This is a genomic window from Thiobacillus denitrificans, from assembly GCF_001530125.1.
Taxonomy (GTDB): Bacteria; Pseudomonadota; Gammaproteobacteria; order Burkholderiales; family Thiobacillaceae; genus Thiobacillus; species Thiobacillus denitrificans_C.
The window spans coordinates 77112-99309 of sequence record NZ_LDUG01000036.1 but is presented as its reverse complement, the minus strand read 5'-3'; the positions used below and the strand labels follow the sequence as shown (position 1 = coordinate 99309).

Here is a 22198-nt window from a genome sequence, read left to right as displayed (position 1 = left end):
AATCACAACCAGGAGCCTGCTATGAACCAGATTTGCGACACCGCCGTTTGCATGCCGGACGTACAAAGTACGGCCGACACGCGGCAAATCGCCATCAACAAGGTCGGCATCAAGAGCATCCGCCACCCGATCCGGGTAGCGGACAAGAACGACGGCGTCCAGCACACCATCGCCACCTTCAACATGTACGTGTACCTGCCGCACAACTTCAAGGGCACGCACATGTCGCGCTTCATCGAAATCCTCAACACGCGCGAGCGCGAGATTTCGGTCGAGAACTTCGAAGGCATGCTGCGCCAGATGGTGGAACGCCTGGAAGCCGAATCGGGCTACATCGAGATGACCTTCCCCTACTTCATCAACAAGACTGCACCCGTCTCTGGCGTGCAGAGCCTGCTGGACTATGAAGTCACCTTCATCGGTTCCATCGAAAACGGCGAATTCACCCATACCACCAAGGTGCTGGTGCCGGTGACCTCGCTGTGCCCGTGCTCGAAAAAAATCTCCAACTACGGCGCGCACAACCAGCGCTCGCACGTCACCGTCACCGCCAAAACAAACGGCTTCCTGTGGATCGAGGATCTGGTGCGCAAGGTCGAGGACCAGGCCTCGTGCGAACTCTTCGGCCTGTTGAAGCGGCCGGACGAGAAATACGTCACCGAGCGCGCCTACGACAATCCGAAATTCGTCGAGGACATCGTGCGCGACGTCGCCGCCGCGATGAACGACGAGCCACTGATCGACGCCTACGTGGTGGAAGCGGAGAACTTCGAGTCCATCCACAATCACAGTGCCTATGCGCTGATTGAGCGCGACAAGTCGAAGCAGTAAATCTCCCGTACCAACAATATGGCCTGCAATCGCAGGCCTTATTTCATTACGGACACCCAGCGTCGTTCGCCCTGAACTTGTTGTGGGGCTGGTTGTGGTAGTGAAGGTGTTTGCTTGACTACTGACCGTTGGCCGGGGGTAGCCCGGCCAACGGTCAGTGGCCTTGCAAAGTCCTCAACTGCACCAACCCGCCCCACAAGAGCAAACAAATCAATATCGTTGCGTCAGCGTCATGGTCTGCCCGTCGCGGCGCATCTCCATCCGGTTCAAGAAACTCATCCCCAACAGCGGCACATTCAAACCCGCCTCCAGCACCATGCCGTCAACCTGATTCAGGGTGATACTGCCCACCTTGACGGTATTGAAGGTGACGCGCCAGGCGGGCACCACGCCGGCAGCAGTGCCGACACCCACAGCTTGACCGGCCTTGTAATCAAGCCCCATCCGTCTGGCCTCGGCTGCATTGATGGCGATGGAGGTTGCACCGGTGTCGACCAGAAAACTCATCGGATAGCCATTGAGCGAACCTGCGGCAGCAAAATGACCGCGCGCATCGGCCGTGAGCGAAACACTTTGCCGATCACTCGCAACCGCACCACCTGCAAATGATTGCCCCATACTCAGGATGCGGCGCTTGCCGTCGACATCGAAACTGGCGCTGCCCGAGTCGGCTGAAATCAGCGCCACGCCCTGAACCGCTTGTCCCACGCTGAGTGTTCGCGGTTTGCTGCCGTCGATGGTGACGATGGCCTTGTCCTTGAACAAGCCCACCACCGAGACACTCGCTGCCCATGCCGGGGTGCAGGCCAGCCAGCCTGCCGCTATGATGGTCACATTCAATGATTGTCGCTTGAGAGGCATCGTGCATCCTGTTCTGATTTTTCGTCATTCCCCGACCGAAGGGCCGGGGTATTTCACCACGTTCCTGGATCGCCACGGCATTCCCTGGCAACTGGTTCGCATCGACGCCGGCGACGCCGTGCCTGAAAGCCTTAACGGCGTTTCCGGCGTCTGCTTGATGGGTGGACACATGAGCGTGAACGATGACCTGCCCTGGATCCCGCCTGTGCTGGCCCTGATCCGCGAGGCCGTCGCGTCCGACATCCCGGTGATCGGCCACTGCCTGGGCGGCCAGCTGATGGCCCGCGCGCTGGGCGGCACGGTCGGCGCCAACCTGGTCAAGGAGATCGGCTGGGGCGACGTCCGCATCACCGATGCCGACGCCGCGCGCCCCTGGCTGGGCGATGCCACAACACCCATGCTGGCATTTCACTGGCACGGCGAAACCTTCAGCCTGCCGCCGGGCGCCACCCGCATCCTCGACAGCGCCTTTTGCGCCAACCAGGCCTATGTGCTGAACGACCGCCATATCGGCATGCAATGCCATGTCGAAATGACGCCCGAACTCATCGCCAGCTGGTGCGACAACGGCGCCTCCGAGATCGCTGCCAGCGACAGCCCGGGGGTACAATCGGCCGACGCCATCCAGGTGGACATGCCCGCCCGCACCGCCCAACTGCACCAGTTGGCGGACAAAATTTATTCCCGCTGGATTCAAGGGCTTAGGCAATAATCGCGCCACGCTTCCGAGAAGACGCTAGACAGCCGTGTCGCGCGGCGTGGGATAATCACCTAAGTTACGTTACATTTAGTTTGTAAGCACCACCTGATAATGGAGACCCTATGCAAAACGTCGATTACGCCAACTTCGATTTCGGAGAACGCCTGAACGGCTTCATCCAGGAAGTCATGAATTTCGGCGGCGCCCCCCGCACCGAAGCCGACCTCACCGAAGGCCAGAAAGTCTTTGTGCGCGCGGTCAAACGCGAAATGGTCAAATACGCCGACCCCAACCGCCGGGGCTACCCGCACCATCTGCTGGAGCAGATGGAGTCCTTCACCCGCACCATCGGCGACCTGCACAACTCCTACTTCGACGGCGGCATGCGCAAGGTCAGCGACTGTCTCTACAACCGCTGGAAGATGCTCTACGAAGAAACCAAAAAGCTGGCCGCAGCCGGGGCCGACACCAAACCCGCCTGGGTTGACGTCATCAAGACCGAGCAGACCGACATGCCCGCCTTCTTTGACGCATAAGCCTTTGTTCCATAACAAAAAAGCTCGGCTTGCCCGGGCTTTTTTGTGCCCACCATTCAGCATCAACCCCGCTTATCCTCAAATAAAAATAAAGGATTATTCAGGCGCCAAACCCGGTGCTATGCTGCTTGGACTCTAATACCCCCACACAGTCTGAGGAGACAGCATGTCCAAACTGGTACGCCCACACGGTGGCGGTGAACTCAAACCCCTGCTGCTTACGGGCGCCGCGCTTGCCGCAGAAAAAACCCGCGCAGCCTCGCTGCCCAAGGTCAAGATGACCTCACGCGAAACCGGCGATCTCATCATGATGGGCATCGGCGGCTTTACTCCGCTGGAAGGCTACATGACCCACGCCGACTGGGAAGGCGTGTGCGATGGCTACAAAATGGCCAACGGCCTGTTCTGGCCGATCCCGGTCACCCTTTCCGCCGACGAAGTCACCGCCCAGAGCATCAAGGTCGGCGACGATGTCGCGCTGGTCGACGGCGAATCCGGCGAGATCATGGGCACCATGACAATCACCGAGAAGTACGCCATCGACAAGGCGCACGAGTGCATGCAGGTCTACAAGACCACCGACCTCGAACATCCCGGCGTAAAGATGGTGATGGATCAGGGGCAGGTCAACCTTGCCGGTCCGGTCAAGGTGTTGTCCACCGGCACATTCAAGGAAGAATACGGCGACCAGTTCATGACGCCCGCCGAAACCCGTGCGGCCTTCGAGAAAATGGGCTGGTCCAAGATCGCCGCCTTTCAGACCCGCAACCCGATGCACCGCAGCCATGAATACCTGGCCAAGATCGCCATCGAAACCATGGATGGCGTGCTGGTTCACTCGCTGCTGGGCGCGCTGAAGCCGGGCGACATCCCCGCCGAAGTTCGCTCCGAGGCCATCAGCGTGCTGGTCGAAAACTACTTCGCTCCCAACACCGTGATCCAGGCTGGCTACCCTTTGGACATGCGCTACGCCGGTCCGCGTGAAGCGCTGCTGCATGCGCTGTTCCGCCAGAACTATGGCTGCTCGCATCTGATCGTCGGCCGCGACCACGCCGGCGTGGGCGACTACTACGGCCCGTTCGACGCACAGAAGATTTTCGACGAGATCCCCAAGGACGCGCTCGAAACCAAGAACATGAACATCGACTGGACCTTCTGGTGCAACAAGTGCGGCGGCATGGCCTCGCAGCGCACCTGTCCGCACACCAAGGATGACCGCATCCTGCTGTCCGGCACCAAGGTGCGTTCGATGCTTTCCGAAGGGCAGGATCTGCCGGTCGAATTCAGCCGCCCCGAAGTCGCCAAGGTGCTGCAGAAATACTACGCCGGCCTCTCTTCAGAGCAGAACGTCAAGGTCGAGTTGAAAGGCCACTCGGCCGCATGAAGATTTTAGGACACGAGCCTACCGGAAGCGGATTCGCGAATCGCCCCGGCCAAGGACGGGTTCAGTTCTAATCGGACCGCGACGTACGCGGATTGTTAGCTCACTTTAGGAGATTGTAATGCCAACCTATGTTCGTACCGACAAGTGCGACGGCTGCAAGGGTCAGGACAAGACCGCCTGCATGTACATCTGCCCGCACGACCTGATGAAACTGGACAAGGACGGTTCGGAAACCGGCCATGCGATGAAGGCGTGGAACCAGGAGCCCGAGCAGTGCTGGGAGTGCTATTCCTGCGTGAAGATTTGTCCGCAGCAGGCGATTGAAGTCCGCCACTACGCCGACGTCGTGCCGCTGGGCGGCATGGTGCAGCCGCTGCGTGGTTCCGACTCCATCATGTGGACGATCAAGTTCCGCAACGGCACACTGAAGCGCTTCAAGTTCCCGATCCGCACCACGCCCGAAGGCTCCATTGACTGCTACGGCGGCAAGCCCATGCCAAAAATGGCCGATATCGAATCCACGGGTTCGTTCACCCGGGAAATGATGGGTGGTTACCGTCCGGGCAACCCTGCCGAACTGATCCGTAAGTAATCCAGATTTAATTGAAAGAGGTGTGAAATGGCTGGAGAATTTGGTAATCCCGAAGTTGTCCAGGAGGATGTGGACATCCTCCTGATCGGTGGTGGCATGGCGTGCTGCGGCGCCGGCTACGAAATCATGCGCTGGGCAGATGCTGCCAAGGCCGAGATGGGCATCGATCTGAAAATCAAGCTGGTCGACAAGGCCGCGATGGACCGTTCAGGCGCTGTTGCGCAGGGCCTGTCCGCGATCAACACCTACATCGGCTCCGAGCAGGACCCCGCCGATTACGCCCGCATGGTCTCCAACGATCTGATGGGCATCACCCGCGACGACCTGGCCTATGACCTGGGCCGCAACGTGGATGATTCCGTGCACCTGTTCGAGGAATGGGGCCTGCCGATCTGGAAAACAGACGAAAACGGCGAGCGTCATGACGGCGCCCAGGGTCTGCCCACACTGAAGGACGGCGGCAAGCCCGTGCGTTCCGGCAAGTGGCAGATCATGATCAACGGCGAATCCTATAAATGGATCGTTGCTGAAGCCACCAAAAAAGCGCTCGGCATGGACCGCATCGAAGAGCGTATCTTCATCGTCAAGCTGGTCAACGACAAGAACGACCCGAGCCGCATCGCCGGTGCGGTCGGTTTCTCGACTCGCGACCACAAGGTTGTCGTCTACAAGGCCAAGGCCATTCTGCTGGCCGCTGGCGGCTGCGTGAACATCTTCCGTCCGCGCTCTGTCGGTGAAGGTACCGGCCGCGCCTGGTACCCGGTATGGAACGCAGGTTCGACCTACGCGATGGCTGCCGAAGCCGGCGCCGAGCTGACCATGATGGAAAACCGCTTCGTGCCCGCCCGCTTCAAGGACGGCTACGGCCCGGTCGGCGCCTGGTTCCTGCTGTTCAAGGCCCAGGCTGTCAACGCCTACGGCGAAGTCTACATGGTGAAGAACAAGGAAATGCTAAACGACTACCCGCCCTACGGGCAGGCAGCCGTTCCCGCATCGTGCCTGCGTAACCACCTGATGCTGAAGGAAATGAAGGAAGGCCGCGGCCCCATTTACATGGACACCGTGACCGCGCTCGCCAAGCTGCGCGAGACCCTGACCCCGCGCGAAGTGAAGCACCTCGAAGCCGAAGCCTGGGAAGACTTCCTCGACATGTGCGTCGGCCAGTGCGGTATCTGGGTGGGCGAGAACATCGAGCCGGAGAAGAAGAACTCCGAACTGATGCCGACCGAGCCCTACCTGCTTGGTTCGCATTCCGGCTGCTGCGGCATCTGGGTGTCGGGTCCGACCGATCTGGGCGCGCCGACCGATGAAGGCCACGCCGAAGCGGACAAGATTCCGGCCCACCTGCCCAAGGGCTGGAGCTGGGGCTATCGCTCGATGACCACCGTCAAGGGTCTGTTTACCGCCGGCGACGGCGTGGGCGCATCCGGCCACAAGTTCTCCTCCGGCTCGCACGCCGAAGGCCGCATGTGCGCCAAGTCCATGGTCAAGTACTGCATCGACAACAAGGATTGGAAACCCGAACTCGACACCTCCGTCGAGCAGCTGGTGGAAGACATCTACAAGCCGGTGCGCACTTACCTCGAGCACAAGGACTACACCACGGCGATCGACGTCAACCCCAACTACATCACGCCCAAGATGCTGCAGTTCCGTCTGCAGAAGATCATGGACGAGTATGTTGCCGGTGTCGCGACCTACTACACGACCAACGCCAACATGCTGGGCGTGGCGGAAGAAAAGCTGAACATGCTGAAGGAAGACGCCGAGAAGATGCGTGCGAAGGACCTGCACGAACTGCTGCGCGCGTGGGAAAACTATCACCGCATCCTGACGGCCGAAGCCCACATGAAGCACATCCAGTTCCGTCAGGAAAGCCGTTACCCCGGCTTCTACTACCGCATGGACAAAAACTTTGTCGATGAGGAAAACTGGCATTGTTTCGTGAACTCGATCTACGACAAGGAATCCAAACAGTGGAACTGCTTCAAGCGCGCCCACGTGGATCTGGTCGACAAGTCCAAGCTGTTCAAGCCCGCTGCCCACTAATTCGCAAGAATTAGCCAGGCAGTAAACTCCGGGCGCCGCCGTGTTAATACGGCGCCCTTTAAAACCGGGCGCCATCAGGCGCCCGGTTTTTTTCCGGTCTCAATAACAGCGAGGCAGGCAAGGTTTAGCATCCAGCCGAAAACGCGTACCCTACGCACTCCCGTCTGTGTGTTGATGTTTTCTTGAAGTGAGGGGCCGTGCCCCACGAGGTTGAACCATGAACGAAGCCGAATTTAAAGACATGATCGAAGACTCCCCGTTTGCGGGCAGTCCGGTCAAACCCATCATGCTGACAGAAGACGCGACGCTGCAGTTTCGCTGCCATCGCGACGTCAAGTGCTGGAACGCATGCTGCAGCAACATCGACATTCCACTCACCCCCTACGACATCCTGCGCCTGAAAAAACGCCTGGACATGTCGTCCGGCGAATTTCTCAACCAGTATTCGGTGCCGTTCGAGATGGACAAGGACGGCATGCCCGGCGTCAAGCTGAAGCCGGTCGAAGGCGGCACCGCCTGCCAGTTCATGACCCCGGAAGGCTGCGGCGTCTACGAAGATCGTCCGACTTCCTGCCGTTACTATCCGGTCGCGCTGCTGACCATGCGCCGCTCCGACGAATACGTCGACCGCAGCGCCTATGCCATGGTGAAAGAGCGGCACTGCCTCGGTCATTTCGAAGACAAGACGCAGACCATCGAGCAATACCGCGCCGAACAGGGCGTCGCCGAATACGACGAGAAGGCCCGTGCCTGGCGGCAACTGGTGGTCAAGCGCAAGTCGGCCGGCCCTGCCATCGGCACGCCCACGCCGATTTCCAACCAGCTGTTTTTCATGGCGAGCTACGACGTCGACCGTTTCCGTGCGTTCGTCATGAGCCCGAGCTTCAACGACACCTACAATATTCCGGTCGAGATCATGGCGACTCTGATCGCCGACGACGAAGCCCTGCTCGACTTCGGCATGAACTTCCTGCGCCACGCGCTATTCGGCGAAGATTTTGTCGAGCAGCACCCGGGAGCGTATGAAAAACGTCTGGCGCGCAAGCGCGCCCTGGCCGAGCAAAACAAGGAAGCCGGATTCCAGAAAAAGATGGAACTGGAAGACGACAAGTATTCAGGCGAACACTGAACGCCCATGCGTTTTCTTGCACTTGTCCTGCTCGCGTTGCCGACACTGCTACCCACCGGCACATCGGCGCAGGCCACGCTCAACAAGTGCCTCGACGCAGAAGGCAAGATCACCTATTCCAACCTGCCCTGCCGCAATGCCCAGGAAACCCGCAAGGTGGAAATCGATCCCGCACAGCCACCCGATCCGACGCGGCCAGCGACCGTCCTGGACGAACCTGTCAAACCTGCTGCACCCAAAGCAGCAGTTTCCCCCAAGGAGACCGCCACCTTGCGCCTCGACACCCAGCGCACCACCGGCAAGCCTGCCGCACGCGTCTCGGCACGCCAGTGCGACGCGCTGTCCGACAAGCTGGGACGCGTGTTCGACAAAATGGACCAGGCGCGTCGCAAGGGCTACACCCAGCAACAAATGGACGCGTGGAATCTGGAAGTCCAGGACCTCGAACGCAAAAAACAGCAATCCGCCTGCTTTTAAAACCCATCCAGACCATGAACGCCCGCACCCTCGACCCTGCCCACCATCTGATCGAAAAAGAGCCCTATTACGAAGCCGTCGGCGACGAAATTCTGTTGTTTGAAGCGGCCTGGCGACAACAGATCCCGGTGCTGCTCAAAGGCCCCACCGGCTGCGGCAAGACGCGCTTCATGGAACACATGGCGTGGCGTCTGAAAAGACCTTTGATCACCGTGTCATGCCACGACGATCTCACCGCCTCCGACCTGGTGGGTCGCTATTTAGTGAAGGGCGGCGAAACCGTGTGGGTCGATGGCCCGCTCACCCGCGCGGTGCGCGCAGGCGGCATTTGCTACCTGGATGAAGTCGTCGAAGCGCGCAAGGACACCATGGTAGTGATCCATCCGCTGGCCGACGACCGCCGCACCCTGCCGATGGAAAAGCTCGGCCTCGAAGTCGAAGCCCCGCCCGAATTCTGCCTCGCCATTTCCTACAACCCCGGCTACCAGAGCGTGCTCAAGGACCTGAAACAATCGACCCGGCAGCGCTTTGTCGCACTGGAATTCGACTACCCGTCGGCCGAACTCGAACGCCGCATCGTCGCCACCGAATCGGGCGTGTCCGAAGCTGTGGCGAGCAATCTGGTGCGTTTTGCGCAGATGACGCGCAACCTCAAGGGCAGCGGACTGGAGGAAGGCGCCTCGACGCGGCTGCTGGTGCATGCCGGCAAGCTGATCGCCGACGGCGTGAGCCCCGTCTCCGCCTGCAAGGCCGCGGTTGCCCAGGCCGTCACCGACGACGACGACATGCTCAAGGCCATCCAGGAACTGTCCTCGTCGATCTTCTAGGCTGAAGCGGGCAATCCGACATGGCGCAGCAGCCGCTTACCGCAGCCGAGATGGAGGCCAGCCTCCACGTCTGGCTGGACACCGAATTCACCTTTTTCAAGGTCGAGGAACTCGCCGCCGAACTCACCGCGCTGGCGCGCGACGAGCAGGACTTCATCCTCGGGTGGATCCGCCGCATCGCCTCCACCCACATCACGCTCGCCTGGCAGTTCGGCCGCCGCGCGCCCGCACTGTTGCCGCGCATGGAACGGCGCCTGCTCGAAGCGTGGGCGGTGCATACCTGCGACGTGTTCGACCGCACCGGCCTGCAGAACGCGCTCAGGGTGATGGAGCAAGTCGACACGTTCGACGAGGACCAGCATCAGCACGATGCCGCTGGCGCGCTGTTCGAGGACATCGCGCCGGTGCTGGGCAATTTCGTTTGCGGCCTCTCCGGGCGGCGGCTGCGCATCGAGGAAGGCGACGCCGCCTGGACCGACGGCGAGCGTATCGTGCTGCCGCCGCTGATCGCCGCGCTGCCGAACCTGGACGACAATTTTCAACTCGCCAAAATCACCGTCGCGCTGCTGTGGGCGCAGACCCGCTACGGCAGCCTGCGCGTCGACCACGCCGCGATTGCCGCCGGCTATGCCGACCCCGAACGCGCCCTCACCCGTCTTTACGCCCTGGAAACGCTGCGGCTGACCGCGCGCATCGCGCACGAACTACCCGGCCTGCACCGCCAGATGCAGCGCCTGCGCACGCAACTCGACCCGGCCCTGCCGCCAGCCTGGCAACGTTTCGAAACGGCGCTGGCTGCCGACCAGGCCACGCTCGATGACAGCCTGGCCCTGCTCGGCGCGGCCTACAACGAAGTCGACTGTCCGCAATGGAGCGACCAGGGCTGCCTGCGCCCGGATGCGATTGCCGCTGCCCGTGCCATCCGGCTGGACAAGGAAAAGGCGCGGCTGCGCATCAAGCTGGCCGAACTGCTGGAAGAGCACGCGGCCGCGCAGCCCGATCCGCAGGCGGCCGCCGAAACACCGCCCGAACTGGACGTGACGCCGCGCGACGAAAACGGCCAGCTCGACTTCGACATCACCCTCGACGACGCCCCGATCGCCCCGCCCGACGGCGTCAGGCAGCTGCTCACCTCGGTGTATCTCGATTTCGGCGAAATCCCCCCGGAATACCTCGTCCCGGCGGGCGACGGCGAATACGACCCGAACCGCGTGCTCGACCAGCCGGACGACCCCGATGCCGTGTGGCAGGGCACCTACCACGAGATCGGCGCCGAGCTGTATCCCGAGTGGGACCACGGCCGCCAGCACTACCGCAAGAACTGGTGCGTGATGCGGGAGAAAACCGTCACCCCGGCCTACGACAGCTTCTATCGCGACACGCTGGCCAAACACGCCGGCGTGGTGAAGCACCTGCGCAAGAAGTTCGAGGCGCTGCGCGACGAGAACCGTCTCGACAAGCGCCAGACCCAGGGCGACGAAATCGACCTCGATGCGCTGATCGAGGCGCTCGCCGATGCGAAGGACGGCCGCGAAATGAGCGACCGCCTGTTCGTCCGCCTGCACCGCGCCGAGCGCAACATCGCGGTGGCGTTTCTGGTCGACATGAGCGGCTCCACCAAGGGCTGGATCAACGAGGCCGAGCGTGAGGCACTGATCCTGCTGTGCGAGGCGCTGGAACTGCTGGGCGACCGCTACGCGATCTACGGCTTTTCCGGGACGACGCGCAAGCGCTGCGAGCTGTTCCGCATAAAAACCTTCGACGAAACCTACGACGATGAGGTGAAGGCGCGCATCTCCGGCATCCGCCCGCAGGAATACACCCGCATGGGCTTTGCGCTGCGCCACATGAGCAAGCTGCTGAACCAGGTCGAAGCCAAAACCCGCGTGCTGATCACGCTGTCGGACGGCCGTCCGGACGATTATTTCGATGTCTATCGCGGCGTCTATGGCGTCGAGGACACGCGCATGGCGCTGCTGGAAGCTGCGCGCACCGGCATTCACCCCTTCTGCATCACCCTCGACCGCGAAGCGCGCGACTACCTGCCGCATATGTACGGCGCGGCGCGTTACATCATTCTGGATGACGTGCGACAATTGCCGGTGAAAGTCACCGACATTTACCGACGCATCACGACATGAGCCTGGACGAACTCAAAATAGGATTTTTCTACAGCAACGGCGCCTACGGCCGCACCTGGGGCGTGCGCCAGTTGGCCGAAATCGCCGCCGACGCCGAAACCGGCGAGATGGTTTATCACTTCAAGGGAATCGCCGGCGCCTGCCGCCGCAAGAAAGGCCATTGCAGCCCGGCGGAATTCGCCCGCTGGGCCAAGTATCAGGTGGCGCTGCTGGAAAACGACTGGAAGCGGGTCGGCGGCGACGCAGCGCCGGCCGAATCACAGGCAGCTTAATCGGCAGCAGGGGGCTCGGTGGCAGGCAAACCCGCCGCAGGTTTATCTTCCTCCAGGATCACGGCTGCCTGCGTGCCCAGGTAATCCATCACCGCATAGGTGAGCGCACTGCAGCCGGTGCCATCGAGCGCTGAAATCGCGAACACCGGCCCGGTCCACGCGTAGTCCGCCACGAACTGGGCCACCACGGCCTTGCGTTCAGCTTCGTCCACCATGTCGATCTTGTTCAGCACCAGCCAGCGCGTCTTGTCATAGAGCCTCTGGTCGTACTTGCGCAGTTCCTCGACGATGGCGCGCGCCTCGTGCACCGGATCGCCGCCTTCCCAGCGCGGTGAAATGTCGACCAGATGCAGCAGCACCCGCGTACGCTGCAAATGGCGCAGGAACTGGTGGCCGAGGCCGGCGCCTTCAGCCGCGCCCTCGATCAGTCCCGGAATGTCGGCGATGACAAAACTGCGCTCGCTGTCCACCCGCACCACGCCCAGGTTGGGCGCCAGCGTGGTGAACGGATAGTCGGCCACTTTGGGGCGCGCCGCCGACACGGCACGGATGAAGGTCGACTTGCCCGCGTTGGGCATGCCCAGCAGGCCGACGTCGGCCAGCACCTTCAGTTCCATCTCCAGTTCCCATTCCTCGCCCGGTTCGCCCAGCGTGTGCTGGCGCGGTGCGCGGTTGGTGCTCGACTTGAAATGCAGGTTGCCCAGCCCGCCCTTGCCGCCACGGGCCAGGCAAACCGACTGTCCATCCGCGGCCAGATCGGCCACCACTTCGCCGCTGTTGATGTCGGTGAACACCGTGCCCACCGGCACGCGGACGATGAGGTCCTCGCCGCCCTTGCCGTAGCACTGCGCGCCGCGCCCGCTTTCACCCTTTTGTGCCTTGAAGATGCGCTTGAAGCGAAACTCGACCAGGGTATTGATGTTGCGGTCGGCCACCGCGATCACGCTGCCGCCGCGACCGCCGTCGCCGCCATCGGGGCCACCAAATGGAATGTTTTTCTCGCGGCGGAACGAAGCGCTGCCATCGCCGCCGTTGCCAGCGATGACCTGTATTTTGGCTTCGTCGATGAATTTCATATTGGAAATAGCCTAATTAATTCTGCACAAACAAAAAAGCCCCATCCGGCGGACAGGGCTTTTTGGCGAACGAATCGGATTCAGTTCAAATCAACTCAGACCGTCGAGTCAATCACACTGCGACCGGTTCGATGCGCACCGTGCGGCGGCGGGAAGCGCCCTTGACTTCAAACTTGACCGTGCCGTGCGCCTTGGCGAACAGGGTGTGGTCCTTGCCGATGCCGACGTTGTCGCCCGGGTGAAACTGGGTGCCGCGCTGACGCACGATAATGTTGCCTGCCAGAACCAGCTCGCCGCCGTAGCGCTTCACGCCCAGACGTTTCGACTCTGAATCGCGGCCGTTACGCGAACTACCGCCTGCTTTCTTGTGTGCCATGTTTTGAGCTCCTTATGCGGTGATGCCGCCGATTTGCACTTCAGTGAAGTGCTGACGATGGCCCTGGCTCTTGCGATAGTGCTTGCGACGGCGCATCTTGAAGATGTTGATCTTGTCTCCGCGAGCCTGGTTCAGCACAATGGCTGTAACCGTGGCGCCGCGCAGCATGGGCGCGCCCATCTTGATGTCGGCACCGTCGCCGACCATCAGCACCTGATCAAAGGTGATCTCGCTACCGATGTCGGCTTCGAGCTTTTCAATTTTAAGTTTGTCACCGGCGCTCACGCGATATTGCTTGCCGCCGGTTTTGATGACTGCGTACATGGGGGTCTCCAACCAATTCGAACCCAGGAAAGCGCGAGATTTTAACGGTGATGCCGCAACAAGTCAAACCATTTGACGGGCTATTTGAATACACGCATGGCGCACATGCATTGCGATGAAAAAGCCCGGCGGACTGCTACCATTGCAAGGTTTCCTAATAATAAGTCCATATCGTGTCTCTGGAGAGCCTGCAATCCTTTCTGGCGGACGACATGCTCGCCGTCGATCATGTCATCCGCCAAAGCCTGTATTCCGACGTGGTGCTCATCCGCCAGGTGTCCGAATACATCATCAACAGCGGCGGCAAGCGGCTGCGACCGGCGCTGGTCCTGTTGTCAGCCGGCTGCTTCAACTATTCGGGACGCGCGCACCACGAGCTCGCCGCGGTGGTCGAATTCATCCACACCGCCACCCTGCTGCACGACGACGTGGTCGACGAATCGGAACTGCGGCGCGGCCGCGAAACCGCCAACGCGCTGTTCGGCAATGCCGCCAGCGTGCTGGTCGGCGACTTCCTTTATTCACGCGCGTTCCAGATGATGGTCAGCGTCGACAACATGGAAGTCATGCGCATCCTGTCCGACGCCACCAACACCATCGCCGAAGGCGAAGTGCTGCAGCTGCTCAACTGCCACGACCCCGACATCAACGAAGAGAACTACCTGCGCGTCATCCGCTACAAGACCGCCAAGCTGTTCGAAGCCGCAGGCCGGCTGGGCGCCGTCATCGGAAATGGCACCGAGGAAGAGAAAGACGCGCTGGGACGCTACGGCATGCACCTCGGCACCGCCTTCCAGCTGATCGACGATGTGCTGGACTACTCCGGCGACTTTCTCAAGACCGGCAAGAACATCGGCGACGACCTGGCCGAAGGCAAACCCACCCTGCCTCTGCTGTACGCGATGAAGCACGGCACCCCGGATCAGGCCACCAGCATCCGCCAGGCCATCGAACACGGCGGCCTCACCGAATTCCAGAGCGTGCTCGCTGCCATCAAGGACACCAACGCCCTGCAGTACACCCGCGAAGCCGCACAGCGCGAAATTCAGACCGCCAATTCAGCAATTTCTTGCCTGGCGGATTCAAATTCCAAGGCAGCTTTGTTACAATTGGCGGCTTTCGCGGTTGACCGAAGTTTTTGACCGCGCAGTTTTTGTTTTTTTGATTTCCCGGTAGTTCTTCAAAATGGGTTCAGCACACCTGAACCCGCCATCTGCCTCGGGGCGTAGCTCAGCCTGGTAGAGTACTGCGTTCGGGACGCAGGAGTCGGAGGTTCGAATCCTCTCGCCCCGACCACTTTTCTGTCATATCCAGTCGAAACGCTGGGGTCCAACACCCCCGGGGATCGGGCATCCGTCCGATGCGACACGCCACCCTCCCCAAAATGCCGTTACCCAAATCCGATCATGCTGCATGCTCAAGCCCTGATTGGCGCGCTAATACATCAGCCAATCGTTCGGGAATATCTTCTGGTGAAAGAGGCTCTAGCGTGCGGCCATTCTCTTCAGTCGTTTTTGACAGTGCGCACCACTGAGCTTCAGAAAGAACTTGGTCATAGAGGCCATCATCGAATTCCATCAATAGTTCTCGATATCAATAATCTCTACAGGCCACGTTTTGCCACATCAATGGTGCTCACGCCCAGTACTTCGCCTTGTCCGGCAGCACCCAGCGCACCCCGCCGCGCGGGTCTTCCTTGTCGCCCCGGTAGCGGGGGATCAAATGGATGTGCAGGTGCGGCACGCTCTGCCCGCCGGCCTGGCCGTGGTTGATGCCAATGTTGTAGCCGTCCGGTTGGTGGTATTTGTCGAGGATGTCCTTGGCGTGCGTCAGCGCCTTCAACAGCGCGGCCTGCTCGGCTTCGGTGGCGTCGAACAGGGTGGCGAAGTGGCGGCGCGGGATGATGACGGTGTGGCCGAGCGAGACGGGAAAGCCGTCGCGGTAGGCGACGGTGAGTTCGTCCTCGGCCATGATGCGGATGGGGTCTAGGTGGCAAAATGGACAGGGTTTGTCGGTGGATACGGTCATGCCTTGGCTGTGCTCGTGTTGTTTACAGAAAATCGGTTACGGTCCTGCAATCCTGGCGTGCATGCCGCCCAAAGTGAATGCGTTGCACCGCCCATTTTTGAGCCGAGTTTAACGCATGCAGACATTGGGCCGCCCATCAGGCATAGCTTGCGCAGCGGCATGTTCAACGCAGATTTTCGGGGTCGATGCAGACACCGCCGACGTACGTCGGCGGGAAATGAGGTCGAGGGACTGCCTGCATCCGCCCCGGCAAGGGGCCAGGGCTTGATGCCCCAATGAGGGATCAAGCCCGCAGGGACGCGGCATGCGGTACCCCATGGCCTTCAGATCAGGGGGCGGCGACGCCTTCATGGCAAACGATAACTATTTGATTCCGCTGGCATTCCGGATTACCTCGCGTTGCTCGCCATGGGGGGATACGAATCTCCCATTGTCTACGCGGTGCAGGATTCGGGTAATGTATCGATTCCTGGCATCGAGCAAATCGGGTACCGGCCCGCCAGGCACGGAAATTGGGGCATTGCCAGCAGGGGCGGTATTCCACAATAATCTGCACCGGGGTTTCCCACTCAAACACCAACGGAGCTTTAAAAACATGAACAGAAAAGAACTTGTTGACGCACTGGCCACCCACACCCAATCCACCAAAGCGGATGCCGAGCGCAACATCGCCGGCCTGCTGGACATCATCTCTAACACGCTGAAAAAGGGCGACTCGCTCACGCTGGTTGGCTTCGGCACGTTCGAGGTGCGCAAGCGCGCTGCCCGTACCGGCCGCAACCCCAAGACCGGCGAAGAGCTGAAGATCAAGGCGTCCAAGGTTCCCGCATTCAAGGCGGGCGCAACGCTGAAGGGCTTGGTAAACGGCACCAAGAAGAAGTAAGTCTGTAACCGGTCGTCCCGCCACGGCGGAACGACCGGACCGGACGCTGCTGCACACGGCAGCGCCCCCGCAAGTCCTCACTCAAACCTACACACCTGCAAGCAATCCAAGGCACGCGATTTTCGTCGCCGAGCCGCTTCGGTCATCGCCTAGCCACTTGATCATCCCCAGGCTGCCAGTCCGGCAACCCCGACCCATTTGCCGCCTCGTATGCGCGTATGTATGTGCGGGTGCAGCTCAAGCTGATCTGAAATCCGCTACAGACTTATCTCATCTGCCCGAAGCGAAAGCTCGATGCCGTCACCCCGCCGAAGAAATCCTGCTCGTGGTAAATGCAGGCGGCAGCCTCGTCCTCGGCTGCGCCGACAGCGACCATCAGCGGGATCAGGTGGTCTGCTTGCGGATGGGCCCGCCGGGCCGATGGCGCCTGCGCCCACTGCAGCAGGCGCTGTGTACGCGCGTCAGGAGGTGAGTGCACGAGCGTCTGCTGCAACCAGGCATCGAACGCCTCCGATGCCACCTTGGCCTGAGCGCCGAACTCCCGCAGGTTGTGATAGCTCAGGCCGCTTCCGATGATCAACACGCCTTCGTCGCGCACAGGCGCAAGCGCCCGGCCCAGCGCGAAGTGCGTTTGCGGGTCGTAGCCAATCTGCAACGACAGTTGGATGACCGGGACGTCGGCTTCTGGGTACATCACGGCCATCGGGGCGATGCAGCCGTGGTCGAAGCCGCGGTTCGCGTCGAGGCGGGCCTCGATGCCTGCCGCTTCGAGCAGATGTTTCACGCGGGCAGCCAGTTCGGGCGAGCCCGGGGCGCTGTATTCCACATGGTAGGTGTGCTCCGGAAAACCGGCGTAGTCGTAGACCATGGACGGGTGTGGGCTCGCCATCACGGTGAACGCACTTGCCTCCCAGTGGCCCGACACCATCAGGACTGCGCGGGGCTTGCTGCCCAGTTCACGCGCAAGCGCCTTCAGCGAAGCCTCGAGCGGACGATAGTGCTCGCGGAGTGCGCCCGTGAGGTACGGCCACGGGCCGCCACCGTGGGACAGGAAGTAGGTAGGCAACCGTTTCATGTCGACATCCTTTCAGCACAGAACGAAACCAATGGCCGCAGCCCATCAAGGCTCAGGCACCCGCCATCACTGCCAACCGCCGCCAAGCACCTTGTACAGCGCCACGCGATTCGCAGCTTCGGACAGGCGCACGCCGATCAGATCCAGCTCGGCACCGTAGAGCGTGCGCTGCGCGTCGAGCAGGCCAAAGTAGCTGTCCACGCCGCCTTTGTAGCGCGCTTCCGACAGGAGGAAGCTTGCCGCGGTGGCGTCGACCAGCTTGCGCCGGGCATCGAGCTGTTCGACGAGGGTGGCACGTTCGGCGAGCGCATCGGCCACCTCACGGAACGCACTCTGGATCGCCTTCTCGTACTGGGCGACGTTGATGTCGCGCTGCACCCTGGCCACGTTCAGGTTCGCCTTCAGCCGGCCGGCCTCGAAGATCGGGATACGGATCTGCGGTACGAAGCTCCAGGTGCCGGAACCCCCGCCGAACAGGCCGTCCAGCGTGCTGCTCGCGGTGCCTGCGGCGGCGGTCAGCGTGATGCTCGGGAAGAAGGCCGCGCGCGCCGCGCCGATGCTGGCATTGGCTGCACGCAGCGAACGCTCGGCCTGCAGGACGTCGGGGCGGCGCGTCAGCACTTCGGAGGGCACGCCGGCCGGCAGTTCGGCCACCGCGCTCACCGTGTCGGTGAGTCTGGCGGGCAGCAGTTCGGCCGGCGCGGGCGCGCCGACGACGAACGCGAGCGCGTTCTCGTCCTGCGCGACGAAGCTGCGGTAGCGGGCAGCGTCGGCGCGTGCGCTTTCCATCAGCGTCCGTGCCTGGTGCAGGTCGAGCGCCGACACCGCGCCGACTTCGAAACTGCGGCGGGTCAGGTCGTGGGACTTTTGCCGTGTTTCATAGGTGCTGCGTGCCAGCGCGAGGCGTTCGCGGTCGGCGGCAAGCGTCAGCCAGGCATTGGCGACTTCGGCCACCAGGCTGATCTGCGCGCTGCGGCGCGCTTCCTCGGTGCCGAGGTATTGCTCCAGCGCCTGAGCGTTGAGGCTGCGGATGCGACCGAAGAAATCCAGCTCGAAAGCAGAAAAGCCGACGGTGGCGCTGTACTGGCGGGTAGTTTCCGCCTCGCCGCTGCGGGTGAGATCGCCCGGCAGGCGCTGTGCGGTCTGGCTTCCGGTCGCGCCGATGGCGGGGAACAGGTCAGCGCGCTGGATGCCATACTGCGCGCGCGCTTTCTCGATGTTGAGCGCGGCGACACGCAGGTCGCGGTTATTGGTCAGCGCCAGCGCGATCACCTCGCGCAGACGCTCATCGGCGAAGTAGCCGCGCCAGGCGATGGCGTCGGCCAACGACACCAGCGCCGGGGCTTCGGCCGGCGTCGCGTTCGGAAAGGTCGCCGGCACCGGCGCCACGGGGCGCTGGTAGTCCGGGATCAGTGTGCAGGCGCTCGTCAGGGTGGCGGCGAGCACGATGGTCAGGGTACGGAGCTTGCTCATCAGTTGACCTCCTGCGGGGTCGGGGCCGGGGAAGAGTCATCCGCCCGCGGCTTGTCCTTGAAAATGCGCTTGATCACCACGTAGAACAGCGGCACGAAGAAGATGCCAAGCAGCGTCGCGGCGATGGTGCCGCCGAGCACGCCGGTGCCAATCGCGTTCTGGCTACCCGATCCGGCGCCGGTGGCAAGCGCCAGCGGCAGCACGCCGAGGCCGAAGGCCAGCGAGGTCATCAGGATCGGGCGCAGACGCATGCGCACTGCATCCATCGTGGCGGTGACCAGATCCTTGCCCTCCTGTTCCATCTGCGCCTTGGCGAATTCCACGATCAGAATCGCGTTCTTCGACGACAGGCCGATGGTGGCGAGCAGGCTGACCTGAAAGTAAATGTCGTTCGACAGTCCGCGCCCAGTGGCGGCGAGCAGCGCGCCGAACACGCCGAGCGGGACCACCAACATCACCGCGAACGGCACCGACCAGCTTTCATACAGCGCGGCCAGGCACAGAAACACCACTAGCAGCGACAGCGCGAACAGCGCCGGCGCCTGGGCACTTGAACGACGCTCCTCGTAGGAGGTGCCGGTCCATTCGTAACCGATGCCGGGCGGCAATTTGGCCATGATCTCTTCTACCGCCGCCATCGCCTCTCCCGACGACAAGCCCGGCGCGGCCTGACCGAGCAGCTCGACCGATGGCTGACCGTTGTAGCGCTCCAGGCGTGGCGAACCGTAGCGCCAGCTTGCCTGGGTGAAGGCGGAGAACGGCACCATCTCGCCTGCCTTGTTGCGCACATACCATTTGCCGAGATCTTCCGGCGTCATGCGTGCACTGGCGTCGGCCTGCAGATACACCTTCTTGATGCGGCCGCGATCGAGGAAGTCGTTCACGTAGGTGCCGCCCCAGGCGGTGGACAGGGTGTCGTTGATGTCCGCCACGGTCACGCCGAAGGCGCCGGCCTTGGCGTGGTCGATGTCGAGCTGGTACTCCGAGCTGTCTTCCTGGCCGTTGGGACGCACGCTCACCAGGCGCTTGTCCTGCGCCGCCATGCCGAGGAACTGGTTGCGCGCCGCACTCAGGGCGTCGTGGCCGAGACCGGCGCGATCCTGCAGCTGCACGTCAAAACCGCTCGAGAGGCCGAGCTCGACCACCGCCGGCGGCACAAAGACGAACACCATGGCTTCGCGGATCTGCGCGAACGCGTCCGTCGCACGCGCGGCCACCGATCTCACATCCTTACCGGGCGCTTTGCGTTCGTCCCAGTGCTTCAGATTGACGAAGGCGATGCCCATATTCTGGCCTCTGCCGCCAAAGCTGAATCCGGCCACGGTGAACACCGCGCGCACGGTGTCCTTCTCGTTCTCGAGATAATGGCGTTCGACCTTCTTCAGCACTTCCACTGTGCGTTCCTGGGTAGCGCCGGCGGGCAACATGACTTGATTGAGCATCACGCCCTGGTCTTCTTCCGGTAGGAAGGAAGTGGGCATACGCACAAACAGCAGGCCGAGCACCGCGACGATCGCCAGAAAGATGGCGAGAAATCTCAGGCTACGCTTGAGGATGCCGCCCACCGCCGATTCATAGCGCTGCGTGTTGCGCGCGAACATGCGGTTGAACCAGCCGAAGAAGCCGCCCAGCAGACCGCGCTCGCCGTGGCCGTGGCCCTTTTCCACCGGCTTCAGCAGGGTGGCGCACAAGGCCGGCGTGAACACGAGCGCCACCAGCACCGACAGCGCCATCGCCGCGACAATGGTGATCGAAAACTGGCGATAGATCACGCCGGTAGAGCCGCCGAAGAAGGCCATCGGCACGAACACCGCCGACAGCACCAGACCGATGCCGACCAGCGCGCCGGTGATCTGGCGCATCGATTTTTTGGTCGCCTCCTTCGGCGACAGGCCTTCCTCGCTCATCACGCGCTCGACGTTTTCCACCACAACGATAGCGTCGTCCACCAGCAGCCCGATCGCCAGTACGATGCCAAACATTGTCAGGGTGTTGATCGAGAATCCGAACGCCGCCATCACGCCAAAGGTGCCGAGCAGCACCACGGGAATCGCGATGGTGGGAATGAGCGTGGCGCGCAGGTTCTGCAGGAACAGGAACATCACCAGGAACACCAGCACGACGGCTTCGATCAGCGTTATCACCACCGACTTGATCGAAATCCTGACGAACGGCGTGGTGTCGTAAGGCACCACCATCTTCACCCCGGCGGGGAAGTAACGCTGCATCTCGTCGAGCTTGGCGCGCACCGCATCGGCGGTTTCCAGCGCGTTGGCGTCGGCGGCGAGCTTGACGCCGACGCCGCCGGCGGGGTGGCCGTTGAAGCGCGCAACGGTGCCGTAGTTCTCGGCGCCGATCTCGACGCGGGCGACGTCCTTGAGGCGCACTTCACCGCCCTGCGCCGAGGTGCGCAGCAGGATGGCCTCGAATTCCTCCACGCTCTGCAGGCGGCTCTGCGCGGTGATCGTCGCGCTGAAGCCCTGCCCGGGCACTGCCGGCGTGCCGCCGAGCTGGCCGGCCGACACCTGCGTGTTCTGCGCCTGGATCGCGGCCTGGATGTCGGCGGGGGTGAGCTTGAAGTTGGTCAGCTTGGCCGGGTCAAGCCACACCCGCATCGCGTATTGCGCGCCGAACACCTGCACTTCGCCGATACCGGTGACGCGCGACAGCGGATCCTGCACGCTGGAAACGAGAAAATCCGACAGATCGTTGGCGGACTGGCTGCCGTCCTCGGAGACGAAGCCAATCACCATGAGGAAGTTGCGCGCCGATTTCACCACCTGCACGCCCTGCTGCTGCACCGCCTGCGGCAGCAGTGGCAGCGCCATCTGCAGCTTGTTTTGCACCTGCACTTGGGCGATATCGGGGTTGGTGCCAGCATCAAAGGTCAGCTTCACCGAGGCACGGCCGTAGGCATCGCTCGACGAATCCATGTAGAGCAGACCGTCGAGACCGGTCATTTTCTGCTCGATGATCTGCGTCACCGAGTCTTCCACCGCCTTCGCCGATGCGCCGGGATAGCTGGCGTTGATGACGACTGCAGGGGGTGCGATGGAGGGATATTGCGACACCGGCAACTGCTGGATGGACAGCGCACCGGCCAACATGATGACGATGGCAATGACCCAGGCGAAAATGGGTCGGTCGATGAAGAAGCTGGCCAT

The 22198-nt window shown here is 62.0% G+C and carries 22 protein-coding genes and 1 tRNA gene; 14 read left to right on the top strand and 9 right to left on the bottom strand.

Translation table 11 applies throughout. The features are described from left to right. The first annotated feature begins 21 nt into the window (after nucleotides 1–21). Nucleotides 22–831 (top strand): GTP cyclohydrolase FolE2, encoded by an 810-nt coding sequence (gene folE2 / locus ABW22_RS12830; protein ID WP_059757326.1) that lies wholly within the window; start codon nucleotides 22–24, stop codon nucleotides 829–831. A gap of 210 nt (nucleotides 832–1041) precedes the next feature. Here folE2 and ABW22_RS12825 read toward each other — a convergent pair whose 3' ends face one another. Further along, entirely contained in the window at nucleotides 1042–1665 is a 624-nt protein-coding gene (locus ABW22_RS12825) for a retropepsin-like aspartic protease family protein (protein ID WP_237763345.1), read from the bottom strand. Between the two features lie 28 nt (nucleotides 1666–1693). Between ABW22_RS12825 and ABW22_RS12820 the strand changes: the two genes are divergently transcribed. From ABW22_RS12820 to ABW22_RS12775, 10 genes are all read left to right on the top strand, one after another. Beyond that, on the top strand, nucleotides 1694–2404 hold the full coding sequence (locus ABW22_RS12820) for a type 1 glutamine amidotransferase (RefSeq protein WP_059757319.1): 711 nt from the start codon (nucleotides 1694–1696) through the stop codon (nucleotides 2402–2404). 110 nt (nucleotides 2405–2514) lie between these two features. Continuing rightward, complete coding sequence (locus tag ABW22_RS12815) at nucleotides 2515–2928, top strand: hypothetical protein (RefSeq protein ID WP_059757316.1); 414 nt, start codon at nucleotides 2515–2517, stop codon at nucleotides 2926–2928. A 166-nt stretch (nucleotides 2929–3094) separates the two neighbouring features. Continuing rightward, nucleotides 3095–4312, top strand: coding sequence for a sulfate adenylyltransferase (gene sat / locus ABW22_RS12810; RefSeq protein ID WP_059757312.1), 1218 nt, complete (start codon nucleotides 3095–3097; stop codon nucleotides 4310–4312). Nucleotides 4313–4430: 118 nt separating this feature from the next. Next, entirely contained in the window at nucleotides 4431–4904 is a 474-nt protein-coding gene (aprB, locus tag ABW22_RS12805) for an adenylyl-sulfate reductase subunit beta (RefSeq protein WP_059757309.1), read from the top strand. 27 nt (nucleotides 4905–4931) lie between these two features. Beyond that, entirely contained in the window at nucleotides 4932–6953 is a 2022-nt protein-coding gene (gene aprA, locus ABW22_RS12800) for an adenylyl-sulfate reductase subunit alpha (RefSeq protein ID WP_059757306.1), read from the top strand. A 217-nt stretch (nucleotides 6954–7170) separates the two neighbouring features. Next, on the top strand, nucleotides 7171–8082 hold the full coding sequence (locus ABW22_RS12795) for a YkgJ family cysteine cluster protein (RefSeq protein ID WP_059757302.1): 912 nt from the start codon (nucleotides 7171–7173) through the stop codon (nucleotides 8080–8082). A 6-nt stretch (nucleotides 8083–8088) separates the two neighbouring features. Beyond that, nucleotides 8089–8559 (top strand): DUF4124 domain-containing protein, encoded by a 471-nt coding sequence (locus tag ABW22_RS12790; protein ID WP_059757299.1) that lies wholly within the window; start codon nucleotides 8089–8091, stop codon nucleotides 8557–8559. A gap of 14 nt (nucleotides 8560–8573) precedes the next feature. Further along, nucleotides 8574–9386 carry a CbbQ/NirQ/NorQ/GpvN family protein gene (locus ABW22_RS12785; protein ID WP_059757296.1) on the top strand — a complete coding sequence of 271 codons (813 nt, stop codon included), beginning with the start codon at nucleotides 8574–8576 and terminating at the stop codon, nucleotides 9384–9386. A gap of 20 nt (nucleotides 9387–9406) precedes the next feature. Next, a complete protein-coding gene (locus ABW22_RS12780; protein WP_059757293.1) occupies nucleotides 9407–11527 on the top strand; it encodes a nitric oxide reductase activation protein NorD in 2121 nt (706 codons plus the stop codon). Then, entirely contained in the window at nucleotides 11524–11799 is a 276-nt protein-coding gene (locus tag ABW22_RS12775) for a hypothetical protein (RefSeq protein WP_059757289.1), read from the top strand. The genes ABW22_RS12780 and ABW22_RS12775 overlap by 4 nt, the downstream gene beginning before the upstream one ends. On the opposite strand, the gene cgtA is transcribed toward ABW22_RS12775, so the two are convergent. The 3 genes from cgtA to rplU form a co-directional block, all read right to left on the bottom strand. Then, complete coding sequence (gene cgtA / locus ABW22_RS12770) at nucleotides 11796–12875, bottom strand: Obg family GTPase CgtA (protein WP_059757286.1); 1080 nt, start codon at nucleotides 12873–12875, stop codon at nucleotides 11796–11798. The two genes, ABW22_RS12775 and cgtA, sit on opposite strands and share 4 nt — an antisense overlap. Nucleotides 12876–12987: 112 nt before the next feature. Then, nucleotides 12988–13251 carry a 50S ribosomal protein L27 gene (gene rpmA / locus ABW22_RS12765; protein WP_059757283.1) on the bottom strand — a complete coding sequence of 88 codons (264 nt, stop codon included), beginning with the start codon at nucleotides 13249–13251 and terminating at the stop codon, nucleotides 12988–12990. A gap of 12 nt (nucleotides 13252–13263) precedes the next feature. Beyond that, nucleotides 13264–13575, bottom strand: a complete 312-nt coding sequence (gene rplU, locus ABW22_RS12760; RefSeq protein WP_059757702.1) for a 50S ribosomal protein L21 — start codon at nucleotides 13573–13575, stop codon at nucleotides 13264–13266. A gap of 173 nt (nucleotides 13576–13748) precedes the next feature. Here rplU and ispB point away from each other — a divergent pair, with 173 nt between their 5' ends. Both ispB and ABW22_RS12750 read left to right on the top strand, forming a co-directional pair. Next, nucleotides 13749–14717, top strand: a complete 969-nt coding sequence (ispB, locus tag ABW22_RS12755) for an octaprenyl diphosphate synthase (protein ID WP_059757280.1) — start codon at nucleotides 13749–13751, stop codon at nucleotides 14715–14717. A gap of 77 nt (nucleotides 14718–14794) precedes the next feature. Next, nucleotides 14795–14871, top strand: a tRNA-Pro gene (locus ABW22_RS12750). A 108-nt stretch (nucleotides 14872–14979) separates the two neighbouring features. On the opposite strand, the gene ABW22_RS17385 is transcribed toward ABW22_RS12750, so the two are convergent. Together ABW22_RS17385 and ABW22_RS12745 are read right to left on the bottom strand one after the other, a co-directional pair. Beyond that, nucleotides 14980–15153, bottom strand: a complete 174-nt coding sequence (locus ABW22_RS17385; protein WP_157648636.1) for a hypothetical protein — start codon at nucleotides 15151–15153, stop codon at nucleotides 14980–14982. 57 nt (nucleotides 15154–15210) lie between these two features. Further along, on the bottom strand, nucleotides 15211–15603 hold the full coding sequence (locus ABW22_RS12745) for an HIT family protein (protein WP_059757278.1): 393 nt from the start codon (nucleotides 15601–15603) through the stop codon (nucleotides 15211–15213). A 595-nt stretch (nucleotides 15604–16198) separates the two neighbouring features. Here ABW22_RS12745 and ABW22_RS12740 point away from each other — a divergent pair. After that, nucleotides 16199–16486, top strand: coding sequence for an HU family DNA-binding protein (locus tag ABW22_RS12740; RefSeq protein WP_059757275.1), 288 nt, complete (start codon nucleotides 16199–16201; stop codon nucleotides 16484–16486). A 265-nt stretch (nucleotides 16487–16751) separates the two neighbouring features. Here ABW22_RS12740 and ABW22_RS12735 read toward each other — a convergent pair whose 3' ends face one another. The 3 genes from ABW22_RS12735 to ABW22_RS12725 form a co-directional block, all read right to left on the bottom strand. Next, complete coding sequence (locus ABW22_RS12735; protein WP_059757270.1) at nucleotides 16752–17561, bottom strand: DODA-type extradiol aromatic ring-opening family dioxygenase; 810 nt, start codon at nucleotides 17559–17561, stop codon at nucleotides 16752–16754. A 66-nt stretch (nucleotides 17562–17627) separates the two neighbouring features. Further along, nucleotides 17628–19034, bottom strand: a complete 1407-nt coding sequence (adeC, locus tag ABW22_RS12730) for an AdeC/AdeK/OprM family multidrug efflux complex outer membrane factor (protein WP_059757268.1) — start codon at nucleotides 19032–19034, stop codon at nucleotides 17628–17630. After that, complete coding sequence (locus tag ABW22_RS12725) at nucleotides 19034–22198, bottom strand: efflux RND transporter permease subunit (protein WP_059757266.1); 3165 nt, start codon at nucleotides 22196–22198, stop codon at nucleotides 19034–19036. Before ABW22_RS12725 ends, adeC begins: the two co-directional genes overlap by 1 nt.

Bases quoted from the DNA above. Each gene is read 5' to 3' on its own strand.
- folE2 (WP_059757326.1), top strand. From the start codon at position 22: ATGAACCAGATTTGCGACACCGCCGTTTGCATGCCGGACGTACAAAGT.
- ABW22_RS12815 (WP_059757316.1), top strand. From the start codon at position 2,515: ATGCAAAACGTCGATTACGCCAACTTCGATTTCGGAGAACGCCTGAAC.
- sat (WP_059757312.1), top strand. From the start codon at position 3,095: ATGTCCAAACTGGTACGCCCACACGGTGGCGGTGAACTCAAACCCCTG.
- aprB (WP_059757309.1), top strand. From the start codon at position 4,431: ATGCCAACCTATGTTCGTACCGACAAGTGCGACGGCTGCAAGGGTCAG.
- aprA (WP_059757306.1), top strand. From the start codon at position 4,932: ATGGCTGGAGAATTTGGTAATCCCGAAGTTGTCCAGGAGGATGTGGAC.
- ABW22_RS12795 (WP_059757302.1), top strand. From the start codon at position 7,171: ATGAACGAAGCCGAATTTAAAGACATGATCGAAGACTCCCCGTTTGCG.
- ABW22_RS12790 (WP_059757299.1), top strand. From the start codon at position 8,089: ATGCGTTTTCTTGCACTTGTCCTGCTCGCGTTGCCGACACTGCTACCC.
- ABW22_RS12785 (WP_059757296.1), top strand. From the start codon at position 8,574: ATGAACGCCCGCACCCTCGACCCTGCCCACCATCTGATCGAAAAAGAG.
- ABW22_RS12780 (WP_059757293.1), top strand. From the start codon at position 9,407: ATGGCGCAGCAGCCGCTTACCGCAGCCGAGATGGAGGCCAGCCTCCAC.
- ABW22_RS12775 (WP_059757289.1), top strand. From the start codon at position 11,524: ATGAGCCTGGACGAACTCAAAATAGGATTTTTCTACAGCAACGGCGCC.
- cgtA (WP_059757286.1), bottom strand. From the start codon at position 12,875: ATGAAATTCATCGACGAAGCCAAAATACAGGTCATCGCTGGCAACGGC.
- rpmA (WP_059757283.1), bottom strand. From the start codon at position 13,251: ATGGCACACAAGAAAGCAGGCGGTAGTTCGCGTAACGGCCGCGATTCA.
- rplU (WP_059757702.1), bottom strand. From the start codon at position 13,575: ATGTACGCAGTCATCAAAACCGGCGGCAAGCAATATCGCGTGAGCGCC.
- ABW22_RS17385 (WP_157648636.1), bottom strand. From the start codon at position 15,153: ATGGAATTCGATGATGGCCTCTATGACCAAGTTCTTTCTGAAGCTCAG.
- ABW22_RS12745 (WP_059757278.1), bottom strand. From the start codon at position 15,603: ATGACCGTATCCACCGACAAACCCTGTCCATTTTGCCACCTAGACCCC.
- ABW22_RS12740 (WP_059757275.1), top strand. From the start codon at position 16,199: ATGAACAGAAAAGAACTTGTTGACGCACTGGCCACCCACACCCAATCC.
- ABW22_RS12735 (WP_059757270.1), bottom strand. From the start codon at position 17,561: ATGAAACGGTTGCCTACCTACTTCCTGTCCCACGGTGGCGGCCCGTGG.
- adeC (WP_059757268.1), bottom strand. From the start codon at position 19,034: ATGAGCAAGCTCCGTACCCTGACCATCGTGCTCGCCGCCACCCTGACG.
- ABW22_RS12725 (WP_059757266.1), bottom strand. From the start codon at position 22,198: ATGGCCAGCTTCTTCATCGACCGACCCATTTTCGCCTGGGTCATTGCC.